General features: G+C 63.4%; 7 protein-coding genes. 5 read left to right on the forward strand and 2 right to left on the reverse strand.

Translation table 11 applies throughout. The features are described from left to right. Positions 1-118: 118 nt before the first annotated feature. The 3 genes from Q319_RS0107210 (at position 119) to Q319_RS0107220 (ending at position 3,747) form a co-directional block, all read left to right on the forward strand. Positions 119-649 (forward strand): hypothetical protein, encoded by a 531-nt coding sequence (locus Q319_RS0107210; protein WP_029481463.1) that lies wholly within the window; start codon positions 119-121, stop codon positions 647-649. 145 nt (positions 650-794) lie between these two features. After that, entirely contained in the window at positions 795-1,928 is a 1,134-nt protein-coding gene (locus Q319_RS0107215) for an LCP family protein (protein ID WP_029481464.1), read from the forward strand. 211 nt (positions 1,929-2,139) lie between these two features. Beyond that, complete coding sequence (locus tag Q319_RS0107220) at positions 2,140-3,747, forward strand: alpha-amylase family glycosyl hydrolase (protein ID WP_029481465.1); 1,608 nt, start codon at positions 2,140-2,142, stop codon at positions 3,745-3,747. Positions 3,748-3,832: 85 nt separating this feature from the next. Here the strand turns inward: Q319_RS0107220 and Q319_RS0107225 are convergent, their stop codons facing one another. After that, positions 3,833-4,585, reverse strand: a complete 753-nt coding sequence (locus Q319_RS0107225; RefSeq protein WP_029481466.1) for a serine/threonine-protein kinase — start codon at positions 4,583-4,585, stop codon at positions 3,833-3,835. A 170-nt stretch (positions 4,586-4,755) separates the two neighbouring features. Here Q319_RS0107225 and Q319_RS0107230 point away from each other — a divergent pair, with 170 nt between their 5' ends. Then, complete coding sequence (locus Q319_RS0107230) at positions 4,756-5,559, forward strand: patatin-like phospholipase family protein (protein WP_034414171.1); 804 nt, start codon at positions 4,756-4,758, stop codon at positions 5,557-5,559. Between the two features lie 82 nt (positions 5,560-5,641). Further along, positions 5,642-6,421, forward strand: a complete 780-nt coding sequence (lepB, locus tag Q319_RS0107235) for a signal peptidase I (protein WP_029481468.1) — start codon at positions 5,642-5,644, stop codon at positions 6,419-6,421. A 153-nt stretch (positions 6,422-6,574) separates the two neighbouring features. On the opposite strand, the gene Q319_RS27855 is transcribed toward lepB, so the two are convergent. Further along, on the reverse strand, positions 6,575-7,280 hold a 706-nt coding region (locus tag Q319_RS27855), incomplete at its 5' end, for a hypothetical protein (RefSeq protein WP_162178628.1).

The following is a 7,280-nucleotide window of genomic DNA, read 5'->3' on the forward strand; positions in this document are numbered from 1 at the left end:
GGTGAGATTCACACCAGACCAGACCAAATGGCGTTGGTATCGGCCCTGGCCCACGGGTGTAAAGATTCACCGGGTTTTCTTTCATGTTGGACAATGAAACAGAATGGACAATCGGGGCATGAAGAATATTCTGCTGATCCTGCTGACCGGTTCTCTGCTGGCCGCCTGCACGCCCAAGACCGAGACGACCACCACGACCACCGACACGACCACCACCACGGATGCCGCTGTGCCGGATGAGACCACCACCACCGAGTCCACCACCGACACGATGGAAACCGACGAGGCCGGCATCGACAACCCGATTGCCGAGGGTGAAGGCGCGATGGATGACGCCGCCGATCCCGGTGTCGACAGCACCCTGACCAATGCCGACGATGCAGGCACCGGTGAGGAAATCGATATGGCCGTGGGCGACGGCCTGGAAGGCACTGTGGCCGACTTTGACGGCACGGCCCAGACGTTCACCCTGAACGAGAACGACGCCAACTATGCCGTGACCATCACCCCTGAAACGGTCTTTGAAGGCACCGCCACCACTGCCGAGGACTTCTTCGGGACGGACCGTGCCGCCGCCAACGTGGCCGTTGAGGGCACCATCGACGAGGCTGCTAGCACCCTGATCGCCAACAAAGTCACCCTGAACTGAGCTTCAACTGAGCTTTTTGAAAGGCGGAGGCCGGACCTGAAAGGGGTTCGGCCTCCGCTTTCTGCTTCCTGCACGCCAGCTCTCCCGCTGCCAGTCATCCGAAAGGCGCATGCTTTCCTCACCCCGCAGCCGCTATGCTCGGGGCGTGCGGCGGCGTGTAATTGGTCTGGTGGTGTTGGCAGGTATGGTGGCGGTGGCGGCCCCGGCTTTTCCTTTTTTGGTGCGGTACGGAACGGTTCCCCGCAAGGCGGATGGGCCAGTCACTGTTCTGCTGGCGGGCGTGACCCCCAGATACGACGACAGCGCTCCAGTGTGGCCCTGGCCCACCCGCCCGGAGGATTACAGCGGGATCACGGACACCATCGTGATGGCCCAACTGCGGCCCGACGGCACCACCAACATGCTCAGCATTCCGCGCGATACCTGGGTGAATGTGCCGGGCAATGGCTGGGGCAAGATCAACGGCTCCAACCCCCACGGCGGCCCGGACACGCTGGTGGCGGCGGTCCAGAACCTGACCGGCGTGAAGGTGGACGCCTACGCCCTGCTGTCGCTGAACGCCATGCGCGCCATGACCACGGCGGCGGGCGGCGTGACGCTGGACGTGGCGCAGGACATGAAATACGACGACAACGCCGGGAAACTGCACATCGACCTCAAGGCAGGCCGCCAGCACCTCAGCGGTGAACAGGCCGAGGGCTACCTGCGTTTTCGCAAGGACAATCTGGGCGATATCGGGCGGGTGGCGCGGCAGCAGAACTTTCTGGGAGCGCTGCTCAACAAGGTGAAAAGCCCGCTGAACTGGTGGCGTATGCCCGGCATGGTGGGCGCGGTGGACCGCAACATGAAAAGCAACCTGAGCCGCTCACAGGTGTCCGGGATCCTGGGCGCGGCCCTGAGCGGCCCAAAGGTGGCCATGCACACCGTCCCGGGCGATTTCGGCGGCGGCGGCACCTGGATAGCGGACCGCGCCGCGCTGGCCACCCTGGTAGACGACAACTTCACCGATCCCGACGATCCGCGCCGTCTGAGCATCGCCGTGATCAACGCCGCCGCCCCCGACGGCAGCGCCCGCCGCCTGCAAGAAAAGCTGGAGGGCCTGGGCTACCTGCGGGTCAGCGTCGCCAACGGGCCGCAGAGCAACGCCATGACCACCATCACCGGTCCACAGGCAGACCGCATCTTGCAGGATGTGGGGCATGGTCAGGTGGCGCAACTTCCCGGTGTCCCCGGCGCGGACGTGACAGTGCGGCTGGGCAGCGACACCCCGACAAACTAGGAGCAGTTCTGCGAATGGAGTCACCGGAATAAAAGACTTCCGGTGACTCCATTCTCCGTTCTGCTCGAGACAAGTTACTCGCTCTGCTCGGTCATCAAAAGACCATTTTGATGACAACTGCTCTAGGCGCGGTCCATTGACTGCCCCTGATTCTCTATATAATTGTTCTGAATCGATTAAGTTACCCCCTTGTTCCTGCTAGCCTCTGGGCATGACCAATCCGGCGCACGGCGCACAGCAGCTCAAGTGGTGGCAGAGTGGCGTCATCTATCAGATTTACCCGCGTTCCTTTCAGGACAGCACAGGCGGCGGCGTGGGCGACCTGCGCGGCATCACGGCGCGGCTGCCGTACCTGAAAAGCCTGGGGGTGGAGGCCGCGTGGCTCTCGCCCATTTTCACCAGTCCCATGCGCGACTTCGGCTATGACGTGGCCGACTACTGCGACATCGACCCACTGTTCGGCGATCTGGCCGATTTCGACGCGCTGGTCAGTGAGGCGCACGGGCTGGGCCTCAAGGTGATGCTGGACTACGTGCCCAACCACACGTCCTCGGACCATGCGTGGTTTCAGGAGGCGCTGAGCGGCAAAGGAAGCGAGAAGCGCGACTGGTACGTTTGGCGCGACCCCGGCCCGGACGGTGGGCTGCCCAACAACTGGAAATCCTTCTTTGGCGGCCCGGCCTGGACATTGGACGAGGCCAGCGGGCAATACTATCTGCACCAGTTTCTGCCCAGCCAGCCGGATCTGAACTGGCGCAACCCGGACGTGCGCGCCGCCATGTTCGAGGTACTGCGCTTCTGGATGCGCCGGGGTGTGGACGGCTTCCGGGTGGACGTGATCTGGCTGCTGGCCGAGGACGACCGCTTTCTGGACGAACCCGCCAACCCGGAGTGGACCCCCGGCGACATCGAACACAACAGCGTTTCTCACATCTACACCCAGGACCAGCCGGAGACCCACGCCTACATCCGCGAGATGCGGGCGGTGCTGGACGAATTCGATGACCGCATGATGGTGGGCGAGATTTACCTGCCGGTGGATCAATTGCTGCCCTACGCGGGCACGCCCGACGCCCCGATGGTCCACCTGCCCTTCAACTTCCACCTAATCCTGCGGCCCTGGCAGGCGCAGGCGGTCCGCGAATTTGCCGACAGCTACGACGCCGCGTGTCGTGAAATCGGCACCTGGCCCAACTGGGTGCTGGGGAACCACGATCAGCGCCGTTTCAAATCGCGTCTGGGCGCAGATCAGTACCGGGTGGCCCAGACCCTGCTGCTGACCCTGCGCGGCACGCCCACGGTCTATTACGGCGACGAGATCGGGATGCAGGACGTGTCCGTTCCCCTGGAGCGCATGGTGGACCCGGCGGGCCTGCAACAGCCAGATGTCCCCGCCGCCAGCCGTGACCCGGAGCGCACCCCGATGCAGTGGGACGCCTCGCCCAACGCGGGATTCAGCGCGGCGGACACGACGCCCTGGCTGCCCCTGGCGGGCGACTTCGCAGCCGTGAACGTGCAGGCGCAGGAGGCGGACCCGCACAGCGATCTGAATTATTTCCGCGCGCTGACACGGCTGCGGCAACAGCACCCCGCACTGGTGGCGGGCGACTATCAGAGCGTGGACAGCAGTCATGAGGACGTCTTCGCCTTCCGCCGCACCCTGGACGGGCAGAGCGTGACGGTGCTGCTGAACTTCGGCGCGGGCGAACATGATCTGGACGAGGTGGCGGTGGGGCAGGCGCTGCTCAGCTCGCTGAACGATCAGCCTGAAAGCAGCGCGAAGCTGCGGCCCAACGAGGCCCGCATTCTGCTGGGGTAGCGCTGGGACAGGGAAGCAACACCCGAAACCGCCAGAGGGACAAGTCCTGCTGGCGGCCTTTGCTGTCGGTCTCTGTTTCCCGGATTCAGGATTTCACTCTGGACAGCTTCAGAATCCGGGCGCGGACCCAGGCGGCGTCACTGGGGCGCTGCTGGCGGTCCGGGCGGGTCAGGGACAGGTACAGCGAACACAGCGGGTCCGGGTGGTACGGCGCGGGGCGGGTGGGGTCCGGCAGCGAGCCGAAAATGCCCCAGCCCAGCAACATGCCCACCCCGTACAGGTCCGCCTCCGGCCCCAGCGGTTCGCCGCGCGCCGCCTCGGGACTCTGGAAGGCCGCCGTGCCGAAACGGGTGGGCACCGGGAAGGTTTCCAGGGCCGGGCCGGACAGGTCCAGATCCACCAGCTTGGCGCTGCCGTCCGGCTCCACCACAATGTTTTCCGGTTTAATATCGCGGTGGACCAGCCCGCAGGAATGCAGATACGCCAGGGCGTCAAGCAGGTGCGCCAGCGTCAGCAGAAAGGCCCGGCGCTCGGTTTTCAGGGCGGGCCGCCGCACGTAGCGCGAGAACAACACCTCGCCGCGTGCCAGCGTGCTGATCAGGACCGGGCGGCCCTCCAGGGTGTCCCGGCCCAGCATGGAAGCCAGCCGGGGATGGTCCAGCCCGCTGGCATGCTGAAATTCGCGTTCGGCAAAGGCGCTCAAATTCGCATGGAAGACCTTGACGGCGCACGGCTGACCGAATCCGTCCACCGCAAAATACACCAGGCTGTGGGAGCCACGCCCGATGGGCCTGATCAGCCGCACACCGTCGCCTACCACCTGTCCTGCCAGAGCCATTCATCCCATCTTAATCCAATTCGGCGGGGCAGACTGGAGCAATTGGCATAGACGTTCCCAAACTGACCAGTTCAGAGACAGACTGCCCGAGTGTCAGGCCACCAAATCCGGTTCCCGGCATCAGCGCAGCCGGACTACAATCCCACCATGAGCAGCGGCGAGCACAGGAAATGAACGGTTACGGTCTGGTGCTGGGCGGCGGCGGCGCGCGTGGGCTGGCGCACATCGGCGTGTGGCAGGTGCTGGAGGAGGCGGGACTGAGGCCCAGCGTGGTCACTGGAACCAGCATGGGCGGTCTGGTGGGGGCCTTTATCGCGGCGGGCTACAGCGGGGCCGAACTGGAGCGCATCTCCGGCACGGTGTCGTGGCGTCGCCTGCTGGACTGGCGGCCCGGCACCGGCCTGCTGAAGATCTCGGCGATGGAAGGCTGGCTGGCCCACAACCTGCCCCAGACCTTCGAGGAACTGTCCCTGCCCCTGGCGATCACGGCCACCGACATGCTGACGGGCCGGGGCGTGTACCTGACGCGCGGCAGCCTGTTCGACGCCCTGCGCGCCACCAGTGCCTATCCCGGCGCACTGGACAGCGTGCCGGTGCAGGGCATGCTGCTCTCGGACGGCGGCATCCTGAATCAGGTGCCGGTGGACGCCGCGCTGTTTCTGGGCGTTCAGAAAGTACTGGCGGTAGATGTCACGGCCCCCGACGCGCTGGAACTGCACGAACGCCGCGTGCTGCTGTGGAAGCGTGAGGCCTCCCTGAGTCCGGTGCGGGCGCTGAGGCGCGCGGTGGAGATCATGCAGGCGCAACTGACCGACGCGCGCCTGAGCCTGTACCGCCCCGACGTGCTGCTGCGCCCCCGCCTGGGCAACATCGATCTGATGAATTTCAACCGCACCGATCAGGCCATCGCGGCGGGCCGGGACGCGGCGCTGGAAGACCTGCCGCGCCTGAAAGCGCTGCTGGGCGAGAGCTGAGCGCCGAAGCGCGCAACAACCCGGCAGCCGCCGCCCGCCTTTAACCTTCCATCAACCCTTAATCCGCTATCCTGCGCGGTGCATGACCAGACTCCAGTCCACCGCGCCCTCCACGTTGCAAAAAGTTTGGAAGGATTTTCTAGAACCCATTGTTTTTGCCGTGGTGATCACCCAGTTCGTGGCTACCCTGGTGGGCGTGGACGGCGTGAGCATGATGCCCAACCTGCGGGACCGCGAGCGGGTCTTCGTGCCCAAATACGAAACGTGGCTGCACAAGGCGGGCGTCGGCGACTTCAGCCGGGGCGACATCGTGATCTTCAAGCCCCCGCGTGAGGCGTCCGCGCAGATCGGCAACCTGAACAAGAATTTTCTGGGGTTGTGGGACTACCGCCCCTTCCTGATCAAGCGCGTGATCGGCCTGCCCGGCGACACGATCACGGTGCAGGGCGGCGAGGTCACGGTCAACGGCGTCAAGCTGGATTCCGGCTGGACCACCGATTACTGGCGGCAGCAGGGCTGCTGGGACAACCAGAGCGAACTGGCGAACAACGCCACTTCCAGCCGCGCGGGCGTGGTGCCCGATCAGGCCGAGGTCACCGTGCCGCCCGCCCAATATTTCGTGATGGGCGACAATCGCACCGCCAACGGCTCGGAGGATTCCCGGCTGTTTGGCACGGTGCAAAGGCGCGATGTAGCCGGACGCGCCGCCGCCGTGGTCTGGCCGATCATGCGGAAAGCCAACGCCACCTATGACTGCGCCACTGAGCGCGTGGCCGAACTGAGCGGCGAAAATCAGTTGAACTGGCGCTTGCTGAACCGCCCGGAAGCTTTTAACACGCTAAAGAGTGAGCTAGTGAAGTAGCGGGAGCAGTCAATCGAAGCGCCGCCCCATCAGCCGATAAACCTTATCGTCGTTGCGGGCGGCGATCACAGGAAAAATGAAAATCAGATTGGTCACACGACATATACCATGCGACCAATCTGAGAAGCTATAAATTTGACCTACCCTTAAGGCTCAGTTGGCGGACTTATACTCTTTGAGGAACGTGTTGATCATGGTCTTGCCCTCACCGATCAGATAAGCGGCCAATCCGTCGTTGCTGGTCAAAACGTCATAGGCTCCTGTACTCCATACGCTCACCGCTTCAACATACCCGTTTTTAGCATTTGACGAGGCATAGGCGGAGAGATCCCACAGGTTAAGTTCGCCGTACCACGCACGGGGCGTACCTGTCGTCGCTCCAAAACCCAGACCGACGGCGTAATCTTCACACTCTGCATCTTCCATCTCTTCGACAGGAATGCCCTGAGCTTTGGCCGAAGAAACGAAGTAATGATAAAGTGATTGCGCCACAGTGTTACTTGTTGCTCCCAAAGAGCCGATAGAAGCGGTGAATGATTCATTACTGACCTTACGCGCTACGATTTGAAGACTCCATGAAATCATCAGGATTTCTTGCTTCGCACTGCGGCGACGCAAACTGGGGAGGTGACTCGCCGGATGATGGAACTGTACAGCGATTTCTTGATCTCCTCGTTCGGTCAAACGAGTGCCACCATGCTCGCCCAGTTGCTGCTGGGGGAAGTCAGTCACGATCAGGTCACTCGTTTTTTGCGTCAGGAAGAGGCTTTTTCCCGTACGCTCTGGAAACTGGCAAAGCCGTTGGTCAGGCAGATCGAGCAGGAGGACGGAACGCTGAGTGTCGATGACTGTGTGATTC

Origin of the sequence: Deinococcus marmoris DSM 12784, from assembly GCF_000701405.1 — a bacterium.
GTDB classification, from domain to species: domain Bacteria; phylum Deinococcota; class Deinococci; order Deinococcales; family Deinococcaceae; genus Deinococcus; species Deinococcus marmoris.